Genomic DNA, 20,112 nt, shown 5'->3' on the forward strand with positions numbered 1-20,112 from the left:
GAATTTTTGAGCTTTTACGCTGGTGCTGCCGGAGGGGATTGAACTCTCGACCTCTCCCTTACCAAGGGAGTGCTCTACCACTGAGCTACGGCAGCTGAAGGCGTTTTGTGACCTCGAAGAATCGGACGTGCCAGGGGCGTCGCGTTGGTACGCTCCTGCTTCGGGCGGGCGGACACTGCCACAAGGCTTGACGGCGAGCAAGACGGAAAGCCAAGCTGTTAGTGGACGAAGCCGGCACGCTAAAATTGAAGTCCGGCATCTAGTTGTGGAGCGCGCGAGACCGGTCATGACGGGAAATTTCCAGCCAAAGCCGCCAGGAAATGCGGATAAGGCGAAAAGCGCCGGCAAGGTCGCGCGCCAGGATCGGCTGGCGGAAGAGCTGCGCGCGAATTTGAAGCGGCGCAAAGCCGCGGCCCGTCGTCAGAGGGGGGAGGGCGGCGATCCGCCTCCGGACGAGGGCGGCGTCTAGGGCTCCCTCTGTCGTAAAAGCCGCTTGCCGATGCGGTCTCTCAACCTTTAATCACGCTTGGCTTGTTTGCGCGGGATCGAGATTCGCGCCCGTTTTTATCATTCGGAGACAATTGGCATACATGGATCGGATCAAAATCGTCGGCGGGAAGCCGCTACGCGGTAGCATTCCGATTTCAGGCGCCAAGAACGCGGCACTGCCGCTGTTGATCGCGAGCCTTCTGACGGAAGACCGCCTGACGCTCAAGAACGTCCCCAATCTTGCAGACGTCAACCTGTTGGTTCGCATCCTGCGGAATCATGGCGTCGATCTCGCGGTCGACGGCAAGCGGCCTGGACCGGCGAGCCATCTCGGCGACACCATTCATCTCACGGCGCGCGATATCGTCGATACGACGGCTCCCTACGAAATGGTTTCGCGCATGCGGGCGAGCTTCTGGGTGCTTGGACCGCTCGTCGCGCGGATGCGCGAAGCGCGCGTGTCGCTGCCGGGTGGCTGCGCGATCGGAACGAGGCCGGTCGACCTACACCTGATGGGGCTCAAGGCGCTGGGTGCGGAAATCGACATCGACGCCGGGTACGTCATTGCGCGGGCGCCGAAGGGGCTGCACGGGGCGCGCATCGTGTTTCCGAAGGTGTCGGTCGGCGCCACGCACAACGTTCTCCTGGCGGCCGCGTTGGCCAAAGGCGAGACCATTATCGAAAATGCGGCGCGAGAGCCCGAAATCGGCGACGTCGCGCTCTGCCTCAGCAAGATGGGCGCGAAGGTCGAAGGGATCGGCACGTCGGTGCTTCGGATCCAGGGGCGCGATCGTCTCGAAGGGGCAGTTCACACGGTGTTGCCGGATCGTATCGAGACCGGCACATTCGCGATGGCGGTTGCCGCGACGGGCGGGGATGTGACGCTCGAGGGTGCGCGCCTCGGCGATCTCAAGACTGCGCTCGAAATTCTCGCGAATACGGGGACTTCGATCCAGGAGACAGAAACGGGCGTTCGCGTTTCTCGAAACGGCGGCGGCATTGCTCCGGTATCGGTCGAGACGGAGCCCTTTCCAGGGTTCCCGACGGACCTGCAGGCGCAGCTCATGGCGCTTCTCACGCGGGCGTCGGGTACGAGCGTCATTCGCGAAACGATTTTCGAGAACCGTTTCATGCATGTGCAGGAGCTCGTCCGTCTCGGCGCGGACATTCAGCTGCACGGCGATACGGCGACGATCACCGGCGTCAAAACTCTCAAGGGGGCGCCCGTCATGGCGACGGACCTCCGTGCTTCCGTTTCGCTCGTCATCGCCGGGCTTGCCGGAGAGGGCGAAACGGTGATCAACCGTGTTTACCATCTCGACAGAGGCTTCGAGCAACTCGAGCGAAAGCTCAGTGCGTGCGGCGCGGACATAGAGCGCATAGCCAGCAGCTGATGCGCTTGCTCTTGCGTTGCAGCTTTCTGCACGCCTTTGTATCACTCTGCGATCATAGCCACTGATCCAAGCCATTTGGGGCCGCACAGCGGAGACCTTCGATACCGATGCCGGACCTCAAGCTCATCGCCTTCGATATGGAAGATCTCGGCGTCATCTCCGCTCAGTTGCAGGACGCCGTTCTGCGCGTCGGCGACATGAAGTACTTGCCGAAGCAGAAGCGTTTCGTGGGCATAGCCAACCGGTTCGATTGGCAGAAGCTTGCGGAGGATACGCAAGCATCGAAAACCAAGATCGCTCCCGAGTACGAGCGTCGCCGGTGCGCCGTTCGGTTCGAGCGTGTCAACGCCGTGAAAGTGCACGGATTTGACCTTCACGACAAAAGGGCGGCGTTGGCGCTGCTCGCCATGACTTACGAACCGACGGCCGGCTCAGAGTCGCCCGAAGGCGATGTCACGTTGACATTTTCCGGCGGTGCGGCCATTCGGCTGGGCGTCGAATGTATCGAGATCGAGTTGAAGGACCTCGGGGCAGCCTGGACAACCAAGCGCCCGCCGGAGCATCCCGAGGACGCAAGCTGATTTCGCTGGACCGCTTGCCTTAAGGAACGATGCCCGATGCCTGTGCGGCTCAATAGCAACGACAAGGATTTCGAGACTCACTTCGTGGAGCTTCTCGGGCTGAAGCGCGAAGTCTCGGCCGACGTCGACAACGCGGTTCGCGCAATCATCGATGATGTCCGGGCGCGCGGCGACGCGGCGCTCGTCGATCTCTCTCTCAAATTCGACAGGCTCGATCTTCGCAAAACCGGTATCGCGGTGACTGCTGCCGAGGTCGAAGAGGCCTATGCCGCGTGCTCGAAAGAAACGCTCGATGCGTTGATTTTCGCACGCGACCGCATTGCGGATCATCACAAGCGTCAGCTGCCATCGGACGATCGCTACACAGATGCGGCCGGCGTCGACCTCGGTCACCGCTGGACGGCGGTCGAATCCGTCGGGCTTTACGTTCCGGGCGGTCTTGCGTCCTATCCGAGCTCCGTTCTGATGAATGCCGTGCCGGCGCAGGTCGCGGGCGTTCCGCGCATCGTCATGGTCGTGCCGTCGCCGAGCGGCGAACTCAATCCGCTTGTTCTGGCGGCCGCGAAAATTTCGGGCGTGTCGGAGATCTATCGCGTCGGCGGCGCGCAAGCCGTTGCGGCGCTCGCTTACGGCACGGAGACGATACGGCCGGTCGTCAAAATCGTCGGACCGGGCAATGCGTGGGTCGCGGCGGCGAAGCGGCAGGTGTTCGGCACGGTCGGCATCGATTCGATCGCAGGTCCGTCCGAAGTTTTGGTGATTGCGGACAAGAACAACGATCCGGAGTGGATAGCTTCCGATCTGCTCGCGCAGGCCGAGCACGATACGGCCGCCCAGTCGATTTTGATGACGGACGACGAGGCGTTCGCCGAGGCGGTCGAGCAGGCTGTTCGCCGCCAACTCGGGACGCTGCCGCGCGGAAATATCGCGGGCGAGAGCTGGAACACGTTTGGCGCCACGATCATTTTAGGATCGCTCGGAGAGGCCGTTCCTTTGGCCGACCGTATCGCGGCCGAGCATTTGGAAATCGCGACGGCGGATGCGGAAGATCTCGCGATGCGCATTCGAAACGCCGGGGCAATTTTCATTGGTAGCGTGACGCCTGAGGTCATCGGCGATTATGTTTCCGGTTCCAACCACGTTCTCCCGACGGCGCGCAGTGCGCGTTTTTCGTCGGGCCTTGGAGTTCTGGACTTCATGAAGCGAACATCGATCCTGAAGCTCGATCGTGCCGCTCTCGAGAAAATCGGGCCTGCCGCGATGACGCTTGCTCGCGCCGAAGGATTGGAAGGCCACCGCCGCTCTGTCGAAATCCGGCTCGAAAAGGCAGGCTGATTTTCGATGGATCAAACGGTCGCCGCTCAAGAGAAAAGCCGGGATCGCCTTGTCGACATCACGCTCGATGCGAAATCGCTCGGGCGGGCCAACTCGAATATCGAGCACGAGCGCGAAGTCGCGATCTTCGACATTCTTGACGGTAACGCCTTCCGCATCGATGGCATCGATGCCGGTCCGTACAAGCTCCATCTCTCGCTTGCGGACGACCGGCTTTCGATGGCGATCAGTCCTTCGGGCGAAGCGGAGACCGTGGAACACGCGCTTGCGCTGACGCCGCTGAAGCGCATCGTCAAAGATTACTTCATGATCTGCGAGTCCTACTACGAGGCCGTCAGAACCGCGCCTCCCGCTCGCATTCAGGCCATCGACGTCAGCCGGCGGGCGCTTCACGACGAAGGCAGTGCGTTGCTCAAGGAAAAGCTGCTGCCGCGGATCATCGTCGATGACGATACGGCGCGCCGGCTCTTTACGCTCGTGTGCTCGCTGCACTGGAAGGGCTGACGTCCGCGTCCTTGCGGCCGAGCAAAAACCAGGACTCCTGAGGTCCCACACCCTTTATCTCGATAAGGCCGCGCGGTTCGATCGAAAACGCTTCGCGGAGCGCCGCGCAACACGACGGGCAAATGACGATGCGGCCGGGGACGCTCGATTGTTCGAGACGGCTCGCGAGATTGACCGGATCACCCCAGACGTCATAGCTGAATTTATTCTTGCCGATGATGCCCGCCATCATCGGGCCGCTTGCCATGCCGACCCGGACATTGAGCGGAAGGTTCTCGGCGGCGCTGACTTCCTGCACGGCTGCGACCAGATCGAGCGCCATCGCAGCCAATGCGTGCGCGTGGTCTTTGCGCATCAGCGGCACGCCGGACGCGACCATGTAGGCGTCCCCAATCGTTTTGATCTTCTCGACGCCGTGGCGTTCGGCAAGCTCATCGAATGCGCTCACGAGCTTGTTCAATAGCGCCACCGTCTTTTCCGGTCCCAGTCCGCGGGCCATGCTGACGAAGCCGGTGATGTCTGCAAACAGAACGGAGGCTTCGGAAAATCCATCGGCGATGGTCTCGCCCGGTGAAGCTTTGAGGCGCTCGACGACGCTGTCGGGCAGGACGTTGCGAAGCACGGATTCCGTTTCGGCTTTCGCGCGCTCGAAAAGGCTGAAGGCGTAGTAGACGCAGGCCGCGATGAGGCCGAACGTGGTGACGGCGCCTTGGACGTAGAGCGAGCTTAGTAGTTTGTCGTCGGCTTTGAGCTGGGCGGCTTCCATCGGGAACTGGAACCAGGCGATCAAATGCAGGATGAGCCCGGCGAAGACGATGGCGATGATGAGCCAGAAGCGCCGGGCTTCGAAAATGACAAAGGGTGCCGCCGCCGCCACGACGTATTGCAACGGCGCGCCTCCCAGACGGCCGAAGAAGGATGTGAAGCCGATGAGCGCAACAAATTCCGCGAACACCAGGAGCAGACAGCCCGCAATCTCGTTGAACCGATGCATGAAGGGAACGAGCGAGACGATAAACGCCAGGGCGAGGTTGATATAGACGACGGGCATCATGGCTTTGTCGCCCGACGCCCAAAGCTGCATGGCGTAGATAAAGGTCGTTGCCACGACGAGGGACGAGAAGACGTTGACGATCTTCAGCCGCCGCTGAATATCCGGCGGGTAGCCGTCTATGCCGAAGCTGGCGACACGGCGGACGAAGGAACGGATCGCGCGAAACACGCCAAGCACCGGCGCGGGCAGGATCGCCGGTCGTGCTCGCTGTTGTTGCCGATCCATGATCGTCATGCGCGTGGCCCCGCGATTGGGTGCAAGGGCGGCTATTCCTTTTCGTCGAGCCGGCCAATGCCGCTCAACGCCGCGATATCACACACGACCTGCTGACCTCGGCGCTCTATCGCGCCTTCGGATTCGAGTAAGCCCAAAGCCGCGTTGACCTTTGGGCGGCTCGCGCCGACGAGAAGAGCAAGCTCGCTTTGCGAAATCGGAAGTGCGAGGGAGATCTTCTCGGCTTTGCTGGCCGGATCTTTCTGGCGCACGGCGGCGAGGAAGAAGCGTGCGAGCCTCGCTTCGATCGGATGCAAGGCGATGGCTTCGAGCTGTTCATCGGCGTCGCGCAGCCGGCCGGCGAGAAAGCGCACGGCTGCTTCACCGACGGCTGGGCGCGTTCCGAGCAAACGGAGAAATGCTGCTTTCGAGAGCATCAGCGTCTCGACTTTGTTGACGGCCGTCGCGTCCGCCGATCGCGGCCTTCCGTCGAAGACCGCCAATTCTCCGAAGATCGAAGGCGCCTCGACGTGGGCGAACGAAAGCTCACGTCCGTCAGCGGTCAGGACCGACAGCCGGACCCGGCCCTTTGTGACGATGTGGAGCTCAGAGCCCGCCTGGCCGCGCGAGAAAATGATCTGGCCCGGCTCGAAGGCCGCGTCCCGCAATTCGAGGGCGACGGCCTTGCGACCCGGTTCATCGAGGCCGCCGAAAAGCGGCGTTCGAGCAAGGAGGTCCGCAGGGTCTGGTTTCAGAGCCATTGCCGCCATCAATTTTGTTAAAGAATGCGCTATTCATGCCCTGTTTTGTTCTCAACCGCAACGCAGGCGGACTTGCTAAGGGTGGAATGCCTGCGCCATTGTCGCAAAAGGGCTGCGCCGCCTCACTTTAATCATCCCGTGGTTACGATCATGATATCGAGTCTTATGAGCAGCTTCCTTCCCTCCTTTGCACGCTCCGAAGCCCCCGGCCGCGAGACGTTGCGCCGCTCGCTAGTGCGCGAGATGGCGTCGTCCAAAACGGAAATCGAGCGTCCGCAGCTTGTTCTGGCAAGCGCCAGCCCCCGGCGAGTGACGCTCCTGGCACAGGTCGGCGTGACGCCGGATGCCTTGCGGCCTGCTTCCATCGACGAGACTCCGAAGCGGGGCGAGATGCCGCGAGCGCTCGTTTCGAGGCTTGCGCGGGCAAAGGCGGAGGTTGCGCGCGATCAGATCGCGAATGACCGGGATCTCGCCGGGGCCTACATCCTCGCGGCCGATACGGTCGTTGCGATGGGGCGCAAGGTGATGATGAAGCCGACGCACATCGAGGAGGCGATGGCGTCGCTACAACTTCTGTCGGGGCGTACCCACAAGGTCCAGACATGTATTTGTCTGATCACTCCCGACGACAGGGTTCGCATGAAGATCGTCGATACGCGGGTGCGGTTCCGCTATATCAACCGGTCGGAGCTCGAATCCTACATCGCCTCCCGCGAATGGCGCGGCAAAGCTGGAGGCTACGCCATCCAGGGGCTTGCCGGCTGTTTCGTGCAGCGGCTCATCGGCTCCTACACGAATGTCGTCGGGTTGCCTTTGACCGAGGTCGTGAGCCTCCTCAATTCGGAAAAATTTCCGATCCAGTACAATTGGCTGAAATACGCCGAAGTCGACCGCGATTGAGCGCGCCATGTCAGCGTCCCGCTCCGCCAGCAAGCCGTTGCGTTGTCCTATTTGCAGGAAGGAGGCGGTCGACGCCTATCGCCCTTTCTGCTCGAAGCGCTGCGCCGATATCGACCTCGCGAAGTGGTTCACTGGCAGTTACGCGATCGGCGGCAGGGAAGAAGACGAGGGCGACGACCCGGCCGCGAAAGATCCGTCCCAGCGACCAAATGGCGAGGACGAAGAAGACTGAAAACATCTCGTATTGAGGCGCTTGCATCCTGCGGATCACGCCCCTATAAGACGCCTCTACTTCGCTCGGGGCTCAGCGCCGCGGAGGCAGGCCCAGGTAGCTCAGTTGGTAGAGCATGCGACTGAAAATCGCAGTGTCGCTGGTTCAATTCCGGCCCTGGGCACCATAGCCCCACGAGATCAGCCCGCAGTTTAGCCTTCAAGACCGGCCCCGCGAGATCAGCCACACGTGATCTCGATGCGAGTTCGCTGAAATTTCACCGGCACCGAAAAATCACGATCGAACGATCACGCAGACAAAGCGCGTGACCGGCTGGCTGTCGGACGAGGGCATTCCGCCCATCAGGGGGGCGTCACGCCCAACCGCTTCAGGCCCTCGGACGCTGCGAAGAGTGTCGGCTCGAGTGCCAACGCGGCGCGAAAATCGGCAATGCTGGCTTCGCGTTCGCCAAGTATTTCATTGGCCAACGCCCGGTTGAGGAGGGCGGGAGACATGTCGGGCGCGATTTCAAGCGCCCTGGTGAAGTCGGCTTTCGCCTGCTTCGGCTTCCGCAAGTCGAGGTAAACGTTGCCGCGATTGTAGTATGCGAAATTATTTTCCGCGTCGGCATGTACCGCCGCGGTGAAGTCTGCCAGCGCTTTCGCCATTTCCTTGCGTTCCGCGCGGGCGATGGCCCGATTCATATAGGCCGTCGAAAGAGCATCGCTCAGCATCGTGCGCTGGATGACTTCCGTGCATCCCCGAATTTTCTGGGCCAGATTGGTCGCGTCGTTGCAGTCAGCTGTGGCGTCCGCGCGAGCGTTTACCGACGTTAGAATGAAAATGGCCGTCGCTAGCTTGAGTACGCGGTTCACCAGGGGATGCCTTGTCGCTTGGGGGTCAGCTACCGAATAGCGACCGAACATGTCGTCGTCGTCAATACTACTTCGCAAGGGACCGGACGGTTTCGCGCCAGCTCCGATGTCAAGCCAGTGTCTTCGCAGTGGAATTAAATTTTCATGACCCAGATAGCGGCGTGCCTTCATTCGGCGAACCAGCGATCAGGAAGCGTTTTTCGAAAGTGGGTAAGGCCTCTTCCTTAGTCCAGATCGCGAGATGGGCAAGTCGCCATTTTTGTTTTGCCGCGAAATTTTCGGTCGATGCGTTAGCAACGTGCTGACGTTTGCAACATCAGGTCCCGCAAAAGGCCGTTGTGCAATCTTGCGTATGTCCGACAGACGGCAGCCACATGGAAAGCGCAATCACCACTCAAGTCTCGCGCATGCAAATTTGAGATTCTGCCAAAGGAATGAATCGATGGGCATACTTGGATGGATGAGTAAGCGCGCGCCGCAGGTGCCTGAAGATGTCTCCGAGCCACGGCCTTCAGATGACGGGCCACCGCCGTCAAACAAGCGGCCCAAAGTCGACAAAGACGCTGCGGCCGAGCGGGCCCGCAAAAACAGCCCGTGGCGCTTCGATGACGGGCCGTCCCGGCGCCCTGTCGGCGACACAGTCGGCGAAACGAAAAAATAGCGCTGGGATTTCTAGCCGCTAGTATTTGGCCGGACCTCCACGTAGTGTCGCGCGCAGAACCGGGTGGGGCGCTTCCGCATGCTCGAGCGTTGTCCTTACGAGCCTTTCTTCATGTATCGCAAGCGGCGTGATCTTCATCGGCCGAGACTGCCCGGAGGCGATTTTTCTCGCGCGATGGCGGAGCCCTGGGCTCCGCCTGTTGCGAGCCGCGCCTCCGCCGGATTGTTTCATATTGAGGCTCTTTCCCGCCCCTTCCTGAGGCGGTCGGCGGATGCCAGTCGATGAGCGTCAGAATCGCGATCGCCAACCCGAAAGGCGGCGTGGGCAAGTCGCTGACCACCATGATGCTCGCAGACGGCCTGGCCCTTTCCTATGGTGCGCGGGTGCTCGTTCTCGACGTCGATCCGCAAGCCGGCGTCACGAAGGCGCTCCTCGGTATCGGCGCGGAGCAGCAACTCACCCAACGTCAGATTGGCCTCGCGGCCATGCTGCGAGCTTTCGCCAGCGGCCGGAGTATGCGCCTTGCCGCGCACCGTGTGGCGGCAGGCGACTTGATCGAGTTGCGCGATAGGCAAGCGGGCTTCATCGATCTCTTGCCGTCCAATCACGAACTTCTTCGCGAGATGGCCGAGTTCGAGCACGTGGCGCGGCGAAAGAAGCGCAAGGTTCGTCTCGATGTCCTGCTATCGGATGCTTTGAGATCAGAGCTTTCGAAAATCGAAGCGAATTACGACGCCATCCTGATCGATTGTCCCGCGGGGCCCGGCGTGCTGGGGCTCGCGGCCATGAGGCTGGCCGAGCACATAGTCGCGCCGACGAGCCTCGAGACGAACGCGTATTCGACCCTCACGGATTTCTTGAAATTCATTCTTGCCGACGATCTCGATCTTGCGTCGCAGGTGAAAGTTCATCCGCTCATCACGCAGTATCAGGCAACGAATACCGTGCAGCGCGAGATGCTGCATCACATCAAGCAGGGTCTGCACCATCTCAACGCAATTTCGCGGCCTGTGCCTTACACAAGCGCGCTACAGAATGCGGCTACTCATCCAGGGCTCGGCGTGTTTCGCTCGGCGCGCGATAAATACGGAAGTGCGTTGCCCGAAGTCATGGCGCTGACAAAGGCCGTGGTTGAAAGAATTAGTCCGGGCGCGTGAGTGGCGTGGCTATCTCACCGTGGCGAGAGGACCCGGCCGCTTGTCCGCTTCAGGACTTGCCGAAGCTCGGTGCTCGACCCAACGTCTATGATTTTCACCGGCAAGATCTTCGTTTTGTCGGCTGCCGTTTTCAACCAGCGGAGCCCTGCGAGTTCGCATGAAGCGAAAAAAAATCGTTCGATCGCATGCGCGAGCGTGCCGTCGATTTGGCCTTGCTCCGGCGGAAACTCGTCCACACTCAAATTGAGATCGAGCAGCGGTTTCAGCGCAGCCGGGCGGCACCAGAACATCGATCCGGATGGAAAGTCCAAATAGTTGAACGCGTGTTTATCGCCGAGCAGTTTGGTGCAGAGCGCGTCGGCAAATTTTAAATTGTCTCTCCAGCCAACTCCTTTGACAGGGCCGAAATGTTCCGGGGCAATCATCCCTAATTCGGGGATGTCTTGGAAAGACGACAGTATTGATTGGGTGCGATCCCGCGTTCCTATCAGAGCGTCAAAAATGTATTGGCGCCAATCTCCGAGCCTCGGAGAAAATACCGACTTCTTGCCGTGAATGAATAAAACCACGTCGTATTGGCCGAGCTTGTCCTTGAAGGCCATCAGCTTCGGCGCGATATCCCGGCCAACATTCGGAAATTCTCGAACGACGACGTTCGATGCTGTACTTGACGAGAGCGCGGTTTCAATGCGCCTCTTCTTTTCCGTGGTGTCGGTGGATACGAGGAGATCGAACTTCGTGGGAATGACATCGAGGCGCGTCCGTATTTCCTCGGCGAGGTCATCGTAATAAAGGTGGCATACGACGGCGACCTTCATAGGTTGCGGCAGTCGATCGCGATCAATGGGCCGGTCTTCGGGAAAGCGGATGCAAAGGTCGTCGGGCGGAGTTCGCCGCGGATGAACCCACTTTTCGAAAGGCAATTCCTCATCCATCCAAGCGTTCGCTCGTTCGTACGAGAGACGCCGCTTTCGCCGATTTGCCGGATGGCGAAGAGCTGCGCGCAGGAAGATCGCGAGGCTGGCGGCGGGGCGGCTGACCTTGGCGAGTTGGAAAATTGATGCGGGAGTTTCGAAGATCCGATGATATCTCATTCGGCCAATTCGCTCCGCGAGCACTACGCTTCGACTGTGCTCTCGTAACGTTGCAGCAGGCGTCTCGGCAAGGCATCAAGTGCGGTGTAGAGAGCAATCCACAGGCTTAAAGGTGGCTGCTGGCGCTCGCAGGCGCTTCAGAGCCGGCTGTGTGCGTAGAAACGATGCCGCTTGTTCGGCTGGCGGTTGCAAGTTCGTAGAAATCATCCGCTGAGCGAGCAACTTCAGAGAGTGCAAATTTTCTGGCGCAAAATTCTCGTGCGGTCTCGCCAAGACGAACACGCAGGTCCCGATCGAGGAGGAGTGTGCGCAAGTGCGCAGCAATGTGATCGGGCGCGAAGTTCAAAGGCAGCATCAGAGTGCCGTCCGGCGAAATTTCGGCCATTCCCCCGGTGCCTGAGCTGATCACGGCGCAGCCTGCGGCGTGCGCTTCGAGAGCCGTGCGGCCAAAGGGCTCCTGCCATCTCGAAGCAACGATTGCAATCGCCGCGTTCTCATAGCGCTCTTTCACCACGGCGAAAGGCACGCTCAGTTCTACTGTTATCTTGCTTTCGAGAGGACGAATGACGGCAAGAACTTCCTCCAAATAAGCAGGAAAGCGTTCCGGTTCGCTCAGGATGAAACGCGCCCGCCAGCCGGGCTGCTCTTTCAAGACGGCGGCAACCGCCAGCGCCGCCTCTTTGATTCCCTTTTCGGGAGCCGCGCGGCCGACACAAATGATCTCGTCGAGCTTCTGCTTCGACGGCTGCCATTGTGAAAAGTCGAGGCCGTTGTAAACGACGGACGTCGGCAGGCGCACCTCCGGCCAGTCCGCGTCGAATGTCTTCTGGCAAAAGTCGCTGACGAAGATCATCCCGGCGAGCCCGCGATATTGCCGGAGCTTAAACCGCCGTCGAAACACGTTAAGCAAACTGCCGCCTGGAACGGGCTTGATCATGTTGTGCTTGTGAAGAACCACCGGAACGCGGGTGCGCGAAGCGAGTGCCGCGGCTGTCGGAAGGTGTTGCTGCACGACGATAAGATCCGGCGATATGCGCGAAACTTCGCGCAACGCAAATGCCACCTTGCGGCGCCGTGAGTCGTCGACGGCGCGTGAGTAGGTCATCACGTCGATGCCGGGAAAGAGTGTTTCGTTCTCGCAGCAGATGACCGTCGTCGTTTGGCGGTAACGGCTCGCCGCGACGAGATCGCGAACGCATAGGTCAATCGAGGATGCGTTGCTGGGACCGAAACGCATGTGCCGGGGCAAAAACATCAATATGCGCATAATATGAACCGTGGGCCTGCAATCCGTTGAGGTCGAATAATTCGAAAGCAACGCTAATTCATTATCAATATACTCGCCCATCCGCAGGAAAAAAGCCTACGTAGCTCTCAGCTGCCGAGTCAAGATAGTATTCCCATCGCGCCGGATTTGATACCAGCAACGTCGCGTAGAGAAACAAAAGTCGTGAATACAACATCGGAGCGGTCGTAATCAGTTTTTCGTGCCGCATCCATTTTAGCGCCCGCGAAACGATCTTCCTCATCGCGATGTATCGATATTCCTCATCGAATTTGGAGGCGCCAAACTCTTTGAGTATCTGAATGGTTTGAAAGTAGGTAAGGGCTTCGTTCGCAGATAACCGTTTGCTGCTTTGAACGAGTTGGTGGCAGACGGCTGCGTCGACCCGTGCAACTCGAGAGTGCTCAAAGACCCGCAATGCGAGAGCGAGATCCTGACACGATATCAGCTCCTCGTTGAGCCGAAGGGAGGCAGGAATGCTTCTGCGTCGCATCAAGGCCGCAGTCGGGATGTGATTGAAGTCTCTAATCGCGTATTTCAGCGGATCGGACAATATCGTTACAGTCGATGGATGCTGCTCGCTAAGTTTGGCTGGGCCGCCGGTCAATGGTTCCGGACCGTAAGTCGACGTCGAGCCGAAGATATAGTCGGCGTCATTATCCTCCGCGAGTTGAATCATAAATGACGTCGATCCGATCACGAGAGGATCATCGCAATCGATGATGCGCAGCCACTTCTCGGTCGCGGATGCGATCAGTTGATTTGTGACGTTGAAAATGCCCCGATTTTCCTGACGCCGGCAGGTGATGCGGGGATCTTTCGCGCTGAACTCGCGAATGAGCTGCCACGACGAGTCCTTCGATCCATCGTCGATGATCAAAACGTCCCCGCCGGTCATGGTGAGCTCAGCGGCAACGCTTTCAAGCACAGAGGCGAGATATTCGGACTTGTTATAAGAGCTGATGAGATAACTAACGGACATTGCTGTGGTGATGGCCCCCATTGCCTGGGATGGTTCTAATTTGGCGCGGCGCGCCTTCCGCCGCATCGAGCACAGTAGCTTCAAAACACCAGTTCAAAACACCCGCTCCAAGCACGTGAGAATTGCGGACGTGCCTACTACGTTCGCGACGCAAGGCATTGGAGTCAAGTTCGTTGTCGGCCGCACTCTTTTCGGCATATCAAATGGTTCACTCAAGTTCGTAAACGCGACAATGGCACAAGCCGCGGGAACGCGCTTCGATCAGGTTACCTAGACCAAGTGGCGTGACGCGCCGAGCACACGTTGACGAATGTTGCGGACGATCGCGGGCACTCGAGCCAGTCTGGGATTGTTCTCTCAAGGTTTGATATGCGAACTATTTGCCACCGGCACATAGGGAGGCCGAACAGTCACTTGGAAATCTCTCGTGCGAATAACTGAACTCGATATCCCCGGCTTGATCGTAATCACACCCAAACGCTTTCAAGATGCGAGAGGTTTTTTTACCGAACTTTATAACAGCAAGGCGCTCGAAGAGGCTGGCATCGGGGATGTGTTCGTCCAGGATAACTTTTCTCTGTCCTCAAAGACCGGAACGATCCGGGGCCTGCATTTTCAAGTTCCGCCCTATTCGCAAACCAAGCTCGTTCGCGTCAGCCGGGGCCGCATTCTCGACGTCGCCGTAGACCTCCGGCCATCGTCGCCGACTTATCGGCGGCACGTATCCATCGAGATATCGGCTGCGAATGGGCACCAGATATATATTCCTGACGGCTTTGCGCATGGCTTTTGCACGCTGGAACCCGACACCGAGGTCGTTTACAAAGTTTCGAGTCACTACGCTCCCGGAGCAGAAGCAGGCGTTCTGTGGTCCGATCCGGAGCTCGGCATTGTATGGCCGGTCAGCGCGCAGGATGCGATCGTCTCGGACAAGGATGCAAAGCTTCCTTTGCTGAGAGACATCGCGGGGACAGTTTGAACGTCGTTTGAACGCGGGGGCGGGGGATGAGAGTCATTGTCACGGGCGGCGCCGGATTCATCGGCTCGGCACTCGTCCGGTACCTCGTCCTCGACAGTGGCTGGGACGTGCTGAATGTCGATAAGCTGACCTATGCCGCCAACTTGCAGTCGCTCTCCTTGCTAACGGACAAATCAAACTACCGGTTTGTCCTTGCAGACATTTGCGACGCTGATGCGATCAATCGCGTTTTCTCGGACTTCCGGCCGGACGCCGTGATGCATCTCGCCGCTGAAAGCCATGTCGACCGGTCGATCACGTCGTCCGCCGAATTCATCAAAACGAACATTCTTGGCACTCACGTCCTCCTCGAGGCCAGCCGGCATTATTGGAATGGGCTTGGCGCGGAAGGCCGGAAGGCTTTCAGATTTCTGCATGTATCGACCGATGAAGTGTACGGCAGCCTCGCGGACGGCGGGTTCTTCCTCGAGAGTACGGCTTACGATCCGAGATCACCTTATTCGGCGAGCAAAGCCTCATCCGATCATCTCGTCAGCGCCTGGCGCGAAACATACGGGCTGCCGGCGCTGATCACGAACTGCTCGAATAATTATGGTCCGTACCATTTCCCGGAGAAGCTCATTCCGCTCGTCCTGCTGAATGCGCTCGATAAGCGGCCGTTGCCGGTTTACGGCGACGGGCGGCAGGTTCGGGATTGGCTCTACGTCGAGGACCACGTGAAGGCTCTCACGATGGTTCTCGAAAGAGGCCGCGTGGGCGAAACGTATAATATCGGCGGGCGAGCGCCGATGGAGAACATCTCCGTGGTCGAGCGGATATGCGATGCTCTCGACAGCCTTCGGCCAAACGGAGAATCGCGCCGAAGCCTTATTACATTTGTTCCCGATCGGCCTGGACACGATAGGCGTTACGCGATCGATCCCGGCAAGATCGAGACGGAGCTTGGCTGGCGCGCCGAGAAAACTTTCGACAGCGGCATTGCGGCGACGGTCGAGTGGTACTTGAGCAATGAGTGGTGGTGGCGGCCGCTCCGCGAGAAAGTCTACGCGGGGAACAGGCTTGGCTTGCTTCAAACGCCGATGCCGGAAGACGTCGCGCTGGCGGAGTCGGTCGTGTGACCAGCGACGAGCGAAGCATACTCATCATCGGTCAGCACGGTCAGGTCAGCAGATCTCTTATCGAGTTGTTGCAGGCCGGCAGCGAGCGTTTCACTGTCGTCGGGCGACCGGAGGCCGATCTTCGCGATCCGCAATCCGTGAGGCGCGCCATTCTCGCGGCTCGCCCGAGTGTCGTGGTCAATGCCGCAGCCTATACGGCCGTCGATAAGGCCGAAGATGAACCTGACGCGGCTTTCGCAGTCAACGCCGCTGGTGCGGAAGCTGCCGCAAAGGCGGCTGCCGACGTTGATGCGACGATCATTCATTTCTCGACCGACTACGTGTTTGATGGAAGCAAGCGCGTGCCTTACGTCGAGACGGATCCCGTGGAGCCGCTTGGGATTTACGGACGCAGCAAGCAAGAGGGCGAGGATCGCGTCGCTCAAGCCAATCCGAAGCATATCATTCTTCGCACCGCTTGGGTTTTCAGCCCGTTCGGAAGCAACTTCATCAGGACCATGTTGCGCCTGAGCCTGGATCGTCCGGAAATCAAAGTCGTCGCCGATCAGCACGGCAACCCGACGTTCGCACCGGACTTGGCGGATCTCGTCGGCCGGCTCATTCCTCTGGCGAGCGCATCTTCGCCGGACCCGCGGATGTTCGGTGTCTTTCACGCCGTCAATCGCGAAGAGACGACATGGTTCGGTTTTGCGCAGGCGATTATCGAAGGCGCGGCGCGCCGAGGCGGGCGCGATATCGGGGTTCTGCCGATCGGCACCAAAGATTATCCGACCAAGGCCGCGCGCCCTGCGTACTCGGTGCTCTCCACGGAAAAGCTCCGCGCCGTCTACGGCCTTGACCTTCGGCCGTGGAGAGAAGCGCTTTCCGATTGCCTGGATCGGCTCGCCGGTCCACCCCGCGATGAAGCGGCGGAACATTCGCAACAGATAAATAGCGCCGGGAAATTCGCATGAGCACGCGCACATGAGCAACCTTAAGGGCATCATCCTCGCGGGCGGCAGCGGCACGCGCCTTTACCCGCTGACGCTAACGATCTCGAAGCAGCTGCTTCCTGTCTACGACAAGCCGATGATCTATTATCCGCTGTCGACGCTGATGCTGGCCGGCATCAGAGATATCCTGATCATCACGACGCCGCATGACCAAATCCTTTTTCAAACGCTTCTCGGAACCGGCGAGCAGTTCGGGCTGCGCTTGAGCTATGCGGTGCAACCGGAACCCGAGGGGCTTGCGCAGGCTTTCATCATCGGCCGCGATTTCATCGGTGACGACCGGTGCGCGCTCGTCCTGGGCGACAACATCTTCTACGGTCATGGGTTCGGCGAACTGCTGCGTAGCGCCGCCTCCCGCGAAGACGGCGCATCGGTTTTCGCCTATGAGGTGGCCGACCCCGAACGCTACGGCGTCGTGACGTTCGATAAGGCGGGCCAAGCGAAGGCCATCGACGAGAAGCCGCAAAAGCCGAATTCCAATTGGGCGGTGACGGGTCTTTATTTCTACGACAAGCGGGTCGTTGACTTTGCATCGCGCGTAAAGCCTTCGGCTCGCGGCGAGCTCGAGATCACGACGCTCAATGAAATGTATCTCGCGGCAGGCGCGCTTCATGTCGAACGCATGGGGCGGGGATATGCCTGGCTCGATACCGGCACATTCGACAGCTTGAGGGACGCAAGCGATTACATTGCGACGATCGAGCGGCGTCAGGGTCTCAAGATCTCATGCCCTGAAGAAATCGCCGTGCGTATGGGCTTCGTTTCGCCTTCCGATCTCGATCCCTGGCTTGGCCGCCTCGGTAAGAGCCCTTATGCCGAGTACGTCCGGCGCGTCATCGCCAGTATTTGATTGCCAATAGTTAAAGGCTGCCGGGCGTCGTCACGCGCGCGGCCGGGATGCCGCCAAAATGCCGCGGCTTGCTCTTCGGGGGCCGTGACCGTATTGAAACCGGCGTAACTCTCGGACGGCCGTCCCTGATTTGCCGATCCACCGGTTCATATATGAAAGCTACGTGCGTGACGGTCAAAGTCGCTGCCTTCTATAAATTCGTCGAGATCGACGAGCCCCAGACGCTGCAGGCAAGCCTGCGCGAGCTTTGCGCGGCGCGCGGAATCCTGGGCACGATCCTGATCGCAAGCGAAGGCATCAATTCCACCGTTTCGGGGGCTGAGAGCGACATCGATGCGCTGATCGAGGCGCTCGTAGCGGAGCCGAGATTTTCGGATCTGATCGTCAAATATTCGAAAGCGAGCGCGCATCCGTTTCAGCGGCTGAAGGTGAAGATCAAGAAAGAGATCGTGACGTTCGGCGTTCCCGATGCCCGGCCATCCGTCGCCACCGGCACGTTCGTCGAACCCGGCGCGTGGAATGCGCTAATTGCCGATCCGGACGTTCTCGTGATCGATACGCGGAACGATTATGAGTTTCAGGTCGGCACGTTCGATGGCGCGCTTAATCCCGAAACACGGTCGTTCAACGAATTTCCCGACTATGTAAAGCGAGCGCTTTCGGACGATCCGAAGCGCAAGATCGCGATGTTCTGCACCGGCGGCATACGCTGCGAAAAGGCGAGCGCCTTTATGCTTCGCGAGGGCTTTCCGAACGTCTATCAGCTCAACGGCGGCATTCTGCGTTATTTGGAGAAGGTTGCGCCGGACGAAAGCTTATGGCGTGGCGAATGCTTCGTTTTCGATGAGCGGGTCGCGCTGGAGCATGGGGTTCGCGAGGGGCATCACACGCTCTGCTCTCAATGCGGATTTCCGATCAAGCGTCCCGACGGGGACAGTGAAACCGCGGTCTGTGTCGGTTGCCGCGAAACAATGGTCAGCGCGGACTAAATCCAGCCGGGATCGCGCCGCCACCGCTAAAACGAGGCTTTCTGACCTCACCCGACCCCGCACATCAGACGCCGCAGATGCCCGCTTGCTCGCCGGGGCCGGAATGATGATATAGCTGGTAATGCACTGCCATCCTGACCGAACATTTTTGCAATGACTATTCGCAAGCCCGACGATGACAGCCCCCGCGGGGAAGAGCGCGCGACGCTGGAGGAGCTTGTCCGCTGGCGGCGGGACGTTCGGCGCTTCAAGACAGATCCGGTTCCCGATGCATTGATCGACCGGCTTTTGCGGCTCGCGGATCTCGCGCCGTCGGTCGGCAACAGTCAGCCGTGGCGGATCGTCAACGTGCAGTCTCCGGAAGTCAGGGCGGAGATTGCGAAGAACTTCGAAGGGGCGCAGGGCCGGGCAGGAGAGGGCTACGACGGCGATCAGGCCGATCTCTACAATCGATTGAAGCTCGAGGGATTGAACGCGGCGCCCGTGCATCTCGCAGTCTTTTCCGATCACGGCACGCTGCAAGGCCATGGGCTCGGGCGGCATACGATGCCGGAAGCGCTCGACCATTCCTGCGCGTGCATGGTGACGGTGCTGTGGCTCGCTGCACGCGAGGCCGGCCTTGGGCTTGGCTGGGTGTCGATCATCGATCCGGCGGAAGTTTCGCGGGTGCTTGGCGTGCCTACCGAGTGGAAGCTCGTCGGATACCTCTCGCTTGGCTGGCCGATAGAGGAACATCTCGATCCCGAACTCGAGCGGCACGGGTGGCAGCCGCGGACAGCTTTCGATACGCGCTATTTTACGGTCGGTTCAGGGCCGCTCGCGACCGGCGAGACGGGCTCTCGACCGGGAGACGCAAAGCGTCAGGGCGCAGTCACGCTGGTCGGCGCGGGGCCGGGCGACCCCGAGCTTTTGACGATCAAGGCACTCAATGCGCTGCAATCGGCCGACGCGGTGCTGTTCGACGATCTCGTCGCCAAGCCCATCCTGGATCTGGTCCGTCCTGGCGCTCGCCTGATCGATGTGGGCAAGCGCGGCTATCGGCAGTCGTGCAAGCAACCTGACATCAACGAGCAAATGGTGTCGCTGGCGCGCGAGGGGCTGAACGTCGTGCGTCTCAAGTCGGGCGATCCGTTGATTTTCGGCCGCGCGGGCGAAGAGATCGAAGCATGCGAGACGGCCGGCATTGCGATCACCGTCGTGCCGGGCGTGACGTCGGCGCAGGGCGCGGCGGCCAATCTCAAGGTGTCGCTGACCAATCGCGATCATGCACGCCGTTTGCAATTCATTACGGCGCACGACCGTCGCGGACAGTTGCCGAAGGACATCGACTGGAGTGCGGTCGCCGACAGCGCCGCGACAACCGTCATATACATGCCGAAGCGGACGCTCGCGGAACTCACCGAGATTGCGCTCGTGCATGGGCTTGACCCCAAGACGCCGGCCATTGCCGTCGCGAATGCAACGCGGCCCGACGAGCGTGTTTTCATCTCGACCATCGGTGCTATTGCCACGGCCCTCGAAGCGGCGCATCCGGAGGGACCGGTGCTTGTCATGCTTGGGGAGGCTTTGCGTTATGCGACGGCCCGAGACGCTGCGAAGCAGGCTGAGGCGATCGCTGCAACTCACGGCGTTCTGCCGGAGCAATCTTGAGATCGGCCGCCATGCGCGTCTCTTACACCAGCATCTCG

At 59.9% G+C, this 20,112-nt stretch carries 20 protein-coding genes and 2 tRNA genes; 15 read left to right on the forward strand and 7 right to left on the reverse strand.

Translation table 11 applies throughout. The features are described from left to right. Positions 1-20: 20 nt before the first annotated feature. Positions 21-95 (reverse strand) — tRNA-Thr (locus AC1DK3_RS11015). A gap of 191 nt (positions 96-286) precedes the next feature. Here AC1DK3_RS11015 and AC1DK3_RS11020 point away from each other — a divergent pair. The 5 genes from AC1DK3_RS11020 to AC1DK3_RS11040 all read left to right on the forward strand — a co-directional run bounded on the left by AC1DK3_RS11020 (position 287) and on the right by AC1DK3_RS11040 (position 4,303). After that, positions 287-469, forward strand: coding sequence for a hypothetical protein (locus AC1DK3_RS11020; protein ID WP_477192239.1), 183 nt, complete (start codon positions 287-289; stop codon positions 467-469). A 121-nt stretch (positions 470-590) separates the two neighbouring features. Beyond that, positions 591-1,883 carry a UDP-N-acetylglucosamine 1-carboxyvinyltransferase gene (gene murA, locus AC1DK3_RS11025; protein WP_477192240.1) on the forward strand — a complete coding sequence of 431 codons (1,293 nt, stop codon included), beginning with the start codon at positions 591-593 and terminating at the stop codon, positions 1,881-1,883. A gap of 107 nt (positions 1,884-1,990) precedes the next feature. Further along, positions 1,991-2,464 (forward strand): DUF2948 family protein, encoded by a 474-nt coding sequence (locus AC1DK3_RS11030; protein WP_477192241.1) that lies wholly within the window; start codon positions 1,991-1,993, stop codon positions 2,462-2,464. Between the two features lie 36 nt (positions 2,465-2,500). Next, positions 2,501-3,799: a histidinol dehydrogenase gene (hisD, locus tag AC1DK3_RS11035; protein WP_477192242.1), complete on the forward strand. Its 1,299-nt coding sequence runs from the start codon at positions 2,501-2,503 to the stop codon at positions 3,797-3,799. Between the two features lie 6 nt (positions 3,800-3,805). Continuing rightward, entirely contained in the window at positions 3,806-4,303 is a 498-nt protein-coding gene (locus tag AC1DK3_RS11040) for a UPF0262 family protein (RefSeq protein WP_477192243.1), read from the forward strand. Here AC1DK3_RS11040 and AC1DK3_RS11045 read toward each other — a convergent pair. Together AC1DK3_RS11045 and AC1DK3_RS11050 are read right to left on the reverse strand one after the other, a co-directional pair. Next, complete coding sequence (locus tag AC1DK3_RS11045) at positions 4,269-5,591, reverse strand: adenylate/guanylate cyclase domain-containing protein (protein WP_477192244.1); 1,323 nt, start codon at positions 5,589-5,591, stop codon at positions 4,269-4,271. The two genes, AC1DK3_RS11040 and AC1DK3_RS11045, sit on opposite strands and share 35 nt — an antisense overlap. 32 nt (positions 5,592-5,623) lie before the next feature. Next, complete coding sequence (locus tag AC1DK3_RS11050; RefSeq protein WP_477192245.1) at positions 5,624-6,331, reverse strand: Crp/Fnr family transcriptional regulator; 708 nt, start codon at positions 6,329-6,331, stop codon at positions 5,624-5,626. A gap of 150 nt (positions 6,332-6,481) precedes the next feature. On the opposite strand from AC1DK3_RS11050, the gene AC1DK3_RS11055 reads away from it, so the two are divergent. From AC1DK3_RS11055 to AC1DK3_RS11065, 3 genes are all read left to right on the forward strand, one after another. Next, entirely contained in the window at positions 6,482-7,231 is a 750-nt protein-coding gene (locus AC1DK3_RS11055; RefSeq protein ID WP_477192246.1) for a Maf family nucleotide pyrophosphatase, read from the forward strand. 7 nt (positions 7,232-7,238) lie between these two features. After that, on the forward strand, positions 7,239-7,463 hold the full coding sequence (locus AC1DK3_RS11060) for a DNA gyrase inhibitor YacG (RefSeq protein WP_477192247.1): 225 nt from the start codon (positions 7,239-7,241) through the stop codon (positions 7,461-7,463). Between the two features lie 90 nt (positions 7,464-7,553). Further along, positions 7,554-7,629, forward strand: a tRNA-Phe gene (locus AC1DK3_RS11065). A gap of 175 nt (positions 7,630-7,804) precedes the next feature. On the opposite strand, the gene AC1DK3_RS11070 is transcribed toward AC1DK3_RS11065, so the two are convergent. Further along, positions 7,805-8,317, reverse strand: a complete 513-nt coding sequence (locus AC1DK3_RS11070) for a tetratricopeptide repeat protein (RefSeq protein ID WP_477192248.1) — start codon at positions 8,315-8,317, stop codon at positions 7,805-7,807. 942 nt (positions 8,318-9,259) lie between these two features. Here AC1DK3_RS11070 and AC1DK3_RS11075 point away from each other — a divergent pair. Beyond that, positions 9,260-10,135, forward strand: a complete 876-nt coding sequence (locus tag AC1DK3_RS11075; RefSeq protein WP_477192249.1) for a ParA family protein — start codon at positions 9,260-9,262, stop codon at positions 10,133-10,135. Positions 10,136-10,149: 14 nt separating this feature from the next. Here AC1DK3_RS11075 and AC1DK3_RS11080 read toward each other — a convergent pair whose 3' ends face one another. The 3 genes from AC1DK3_RS11080 to AC1DK3_RS11090 form a co-directional block, all read right to left on the reverse strand. Then, on the reverse strand, positions 10,150-11,229 hold the full coding sequence (locus AC1DK3_RS11080; protein ID WP_477192250.1) for a rhamnan synthesis F family protein: 1,080 nt from the start codon (positions 11,227-11,229) through the stop codon (positions 10,150-10,152). 106 nt (positions 11,230-11,335) lie between these two features. Then, positions 11,336-12,484, reverse strand: coding sequence for a glycosyltransferase family 4 protein (locus AC1DK3_RS11085; protein WP_477192251.1), 1,149 nt, complete (start codon positions 12,482-12,484; stop codon positions 11,336-11,338). A gap of 76 nt (positions 12,485-12,560) precedes the next feature. Further along, a complete protein-coding gene (locus AC1DK3_RS11090) occupies positions 12,561-13,496 on the reverse strand; it encodes a glycosyltransferase family 2 protein (RefSeq protein WP_477192252.1) in 936 nt (311 codons plus the stop codon). Between the two features lie 427 nt (positions 13,497-13,923). On the opposite strand from AC1DK3_RS11090, the gene rfbC reads away from it, so the two are divergent. The 6 genes from rfbC (at position 13,924) to cobA (ending at position 20,074) form a co-directional block, all read left to right on the forward strand. Further along, on the forward strand, positions 13,924-14,475 hold the full coding sequence (gene rfbC, locus AC1DK3_RS11095) for a dTDP-4-dehydrorhamnose 3,5-epimerase (protein WP_477192253.1): 552 nt from the start codon (positions 13,924-13,926) through the stop codon (positions 14,473-14,475). Between the two features lie 26 nt (positions 14,476-14,501). Beyond that, positions 14,502-15,593: a dTDP-glucose 4,6-dehydratase gene (gene rfbB, locus AC1DK3_RS11100; RefSeq protein WP_477192254.1), complete on the forward strand. Its 1,092-nt coding sequence runs from the start codon at positions 14,502-14,504 to the stop codon at positions 15,591-15,593. Then, on the forward strand, positions 15,590-16,546 hold the full coding sequence (rfbD, locus tag AC1DK3_RS11105; protein WP_477192255.1) for a dTDP-4-dehydrorhamnose reductase: 957 nt from the start codon (positions 15,590-15,592) through the stop codon (positions 16,544-16,546). The genes rfbB and rfbD overlap by 4 nt, the downstream gene beginning before the upstream one ends. A gap of 10 nt (positions 16,547-16,556) precedes the next feature. After that, entirely contained in the window at positions 16,557-17,435 is an 879-nt protein-coding gene (gene rfbA / locus AC1DK3_RS11110; RefSeq protein ID WP_477192256.1) for a glucose-1-phosphate thymidylyltransferase RfbA, read from the forward strand. A gap of 152 nt (positions 17,436-17,587) precedes the next feature. Then, positions 17,588-18,424 carry an oxygen-dependent tRNA uridine(34) hydroxylase TrhO gene (gene trhO / locus AC1DK3_RS11115; RefSeq protein ID WP_477192257.1) on the forward strand — a complete coding sequence of 279 codons (837 nt, stop codon included), beginning with the start codon at positions 17,588-17,590 and terminating at the stop codon, positions 18,422-18,424. Positions 18,425-18,577: 153 nt separating this feature from the next. Next, on the forward strand, positions 18,578-20,074 hold the full coding sequence (gene cobA, locus AC1DK3_RS11120; RefSeq protein WP_477192258.1) for a uroporphyrinogen-III C-methyltransferase: 1,497 nt from the start codon (positions 18,578-18,580) through the stop codon (positions 20,072-20,074). Positions 20,075-20,112: the final 38 nt, after the last annotated feature.

This window comes from Hyphomicrobium sp. 01T421 (assembly GCF_056398805.1).

What these genes read in the sequence shown, in the direction of transcription:
- AC1DK3_RS11020 (WP_477192239.1), top strand. Translation starts at nt 287, where the DNA reads ATGACGGGAAATTTCCAGCCAAAGCCGCCAGGAAATGCGGATAAGGCG.
- murA (WP_477192240.1), top strand. Translation starts at nt 591, where the DNA reads ATGGATCGGATCAAAATCGTCGGCGGGAAGCCGCTACGCGGTAGCATT.
- AC1DK3_RS11030 (WP_477192241.1), top strand. Translation starts at nt 1,991, where the DNA reads ATGCCGGACCTCAAGCTCATCGCCTTCGATATGGAAGATCTCGGCGTC.
- hisD (WP_477192242.1), top strand. Translation starts at nt 2,501, where the DNA reads ATGCCTGTGCGGCTCAATAGCAACGACAAGGATTTCGAGACTCACTTC.
- AC1DK3_RS11040 (WP_477192243.1), top strand. Translation starts at nt 3,806, where the DNA reads ATGGATCAAACGGTCGCCGCTCAAGAGAAAAGCCGGGATCGCCTTGTC.
- AC1DK3_RS11045 (WP_477192244.1), bottom strand. Translation starts at nt 5,591, where the DNA reads ATGACGATCATGGATCGGCAACAACAGCGAGCACGACCGGCGATCCTG.
- AC1DK3_RS11050 (WP_477192245.1), bottom strand. Translation starts at nt 6,331, where the DNA reads ATGGCTCTGAAACCAGACCCTGCGGACCTCCTTGCTCGAACGCCGCTT.
- AC1DK3_RS11055 (WP_477192246.1), top strand. Translation starts at nt 6,482, where the DNA reads ATGATATCGAGTCTTATGAGCAGCTTCCTTCCCTCCTTTGCACGCTCC.
- AC1DK3_RS11060 (WP_477192247.1), top strand. Translation starts at nt 7,239, where the DNA reads ATGTCAGCGTCCCGCTCCGCCAGCAAGCCGTTGCGTTGTCCTATTTGC.
- AC1DK3_RS11075 (WP_477192249.1), top strand. Translation starts at nt 9,260, where the DNA reads ATGAGCGTCAGAATCGCGATCGCCAACCCGAAAGGCGGCGTGGGCAAG.
- AC1DK3_RS11080 (WP_477192250.1), bottom strand. Translation starts at nt 11,229, where the DNA reads ATGAGATATCATCGGATCTTCGAAACTCCCGCATCAATTTTCCAACTC.
- AC1DK3_RS11085 (WP_477192251.1), bottom strand. Translation starts at nt 12,484, where the DNA reads ATGTTTTTGCCCCGGCACATGCGTTTCGGTCCCAGCAACGCATCCTCG.
- AC1DK3_RS11090 (WP_477192252.1), bottom strand. Translation starts at nt 13,496, where the DNA reads ATGTCCGTTAGTTATCTCATCAGCTCTTATAACAAGTCCGAATATCTC.
- rfbB (WP_477192254.1), top strand. Translation starts at nt 14,502, where the DNA reads ATGAGAGTCATTGTCACGGGCGGCGCCGGATTCATCGGCTCGGCACTC.
- rfbA (WP_477192256.1), top strand. Translation starts at nt 16,557, where the DNA reads ATGAGCAACCTTAAGGGCATCATCCTCGCGGGCGGCAGCGGCACGCGC.
- trhO (WP_477192257.1), top strand. Translation starts at nt 17,588, where the DNA reads ATGAAAGCTACGTGCGTGACGGTCAAAGTCGCTGCCTTCTATAAATTC.
- cobA (WP_477192258.1), top strand. Translation starts at nt 18,578, where the DNA reads ATGACTATTCGCAAGCCCGACGATGACAGCCCCCGCGGGGAAGAGCGC.